Below are 1215 nucleotides of genomic sequence, written 5' to 3' on the forward strand. Positions count from 1 at the left end.
TCGACATCGCGTTCCGCGCGGTTCATGCCGACGGCGACAGCGTCATCGTCGAGGAACGCATGCGCGCCACGCTGCCCGGCGGCCGGACTTACGACAACGACTACTGCTTCGTGGTCGAGGTCGAGGTCGGCCGCATCAAGCAGGTGCGCGAATACATGGACACGCGCAAGGGCTGGCAGATGGTGTTCGGAGAAGCTGCGGCGTGAAGCGTGCTGGGCGCGCTCCGGCGCAGTTGCATGCACACGTAAGGGACGCACCAGCGGGCGGGGTCCCTCCCCCCTTGCGGGGTAGGGGAATCGCATATGGCGATGGAGGGGTGTTGCCAAGCGGTTGGAACTGGATTCTTTGGGTGTCTCTCGCTTCCCGAGGGAGACCAGAATGCGCCAACTCAAGCGCCTGCTTCGACCACTCAAGGACCCCCGCGCCAGCAACGTGCGGCACGATCTGGTGGAGATCATCGTCATCGCCTTGGCGGCGACACTGGCCGGCGCCAAGACCTGCACCGAGTTCGAGTTCTTCGGCAAAGGCCGAGAGGAGCTGTTGCAGCGGTTCCTGGAGCTCAGATCCGGCATCCCCAGCCACGATACGTTCAGCAACGTCTTCCGTGCTCTGGACCCGAAGGGGTTGGAAGCGATTTTGCGCAAGCTCAGCAAGGGCTTCGGCATCAAGGGCGTGGTCAGCATCGACGGCAAGGCGTTGCGCGGCGCCTTCATGCGTGGGCGGCAATCCACACCGCTGCATATGGTCAATGTCTGGGCGGCAGGCACACGCATGGCGCTGGCTCAAAGGAAGGCCCCCAATCGCAACGAGGTTGCCGGCGTTCTCGAAGTCCTCGCCTCGCTCGATCTGGACGGCGCTCTTGTCACTGCCGACGCCTTGCATTGCCGGCCCGATGTCGCGCAAGCCATCCGCGACCGGAAGGGCCACTACGTTCTGGCCATCAAGAGCAATCGCGGCCGGCTCTTCAAGGCCGCCAAGGCGTTGCTCGACACCGCCCGACGGCCTGCGCGAGCAAGCCAGCGAAGAACCGCCGCCCACGATCGCATCGAGCGCCGGCAAGCCATCATCGTGCCGGCACCGCAATTGGCGAAGCAACATGGCTTCCCCGCTATCGTCGCGGTCGGCCGCATCGACAGCTGGCGCGCAACGGCCGGCAAGCCTGCCAAGCGGACGGCCCGATACTTTCTGGCTTCGCGGCGGCTGTCGGCCAAGAAG

General features: G+C 65.1%; 2 protein-coding genes. Both read left to right on the forward strand.

Translation table 11 applies throughout. The features are described from left to right. On the forward strand, positions 1-206 hold a 206-nt coding region (locus ACJH6I_RS31795), incomplete at its 5' end, for a nuclear transport factor 2 family protein (RefSeq protein WP_406785194.1). Positions 207-378: 172 nt separating this feature from the next. Beyond that, positions 379-1215, forward strand: an 837-nt coding sequence (locus ACJH6I_RS31800; RefSeq protein WP_406785195.1) for an ISAs1 family transposase, incomplete at its 3' end; no start/stop codon positions are given.

The organism is Mycobacterium sp. SMC-13, from assembly GCF_045311035.1.
In the GTDB taxonomy this organism is placed as follows: domain Bacteria; phylum Actinomycetota; class Actinomycetes; order Mycobacteriales; family Mycobacteriaceae; genus Mycobacterium.